The sequence below is a fragment of the Pararobbsia alpina genome, from assembly GCF_902859895.1.
Taxonomy (GTDB): domain Bacteria; phylum Pseudomonadota; class Gammaproteobacteria; order Burkholderiales; family Burkholderiaceae; genus Pararobbsia; species Pararobbsia alpina.
In genome coordinates this window covers 1-545 of record NZ_CADIKM010000237.1, presented here as the reverse complement: position 1 = coordinate 545, position 545 = coordinate 1, and the positions used below count along the sequence as shown (strand labels likewise).

1 protein-coding gene is annotated in these 545 nt (G+C 65.9%); it reads right to left on the bottom strand.

Annotated elements, in window-relative coordinates; translation table 11 throughout:
* The coding region (locus HV670_RS30460; protein WP_175108607.1) for a TolC family protein at window positions 1-545 on the bottom strand (545 nt) is incomplete at both ends.

The following is a 545-nucleotide window of genomic DNA, read 5'->3' as shown; positions in this document are numbered from 1 at the left end:
ATGTCGTATTGCGCGTTGGCGCCGCGCAGGTTGGCCTCATGTTGGCCGCCGTCGAACACGGTTCCCACGATCGACGGTCCGAGTGACCAGAAGAGGCTCGATGCGGTCATCCACGGCGAGAGGAGCGAGCTTTCCAGACCGACGGTCACCGCCAGGTTGAGATCGGGATAGAAGGCTGCGCGCGCCATGCCGATTTCAGCATTGGCGGCGGCGACGCGCCGCTCGGCTGCGGCAATGTCGGGCCGGCGCTCGAGCAGGGCCGAGGGCACGCCTGCCGGCACATCCGGAATTGCCTGTTGCGTCGTCTGCACGGGCAGTACGAAATTGGATGCGGGGACGCCGATCAAGGTGGCGATCGCGTGCTGGAGTTGCGCACGCATGACGTCGAGGTCCGTGTCCTGCGTCTGCGTCGCTGCGAGTTGCGCCTTCGCCGTGGCGAGGTCCCCGGCACCTGACACGCCAAGCTTGAAGCGCTGCTGCATCATGTCGTAGACCTGCTGGTACGCCGCGATCGTCTGGTCGAGCAGCGCCTTTTCGCGGTCGTT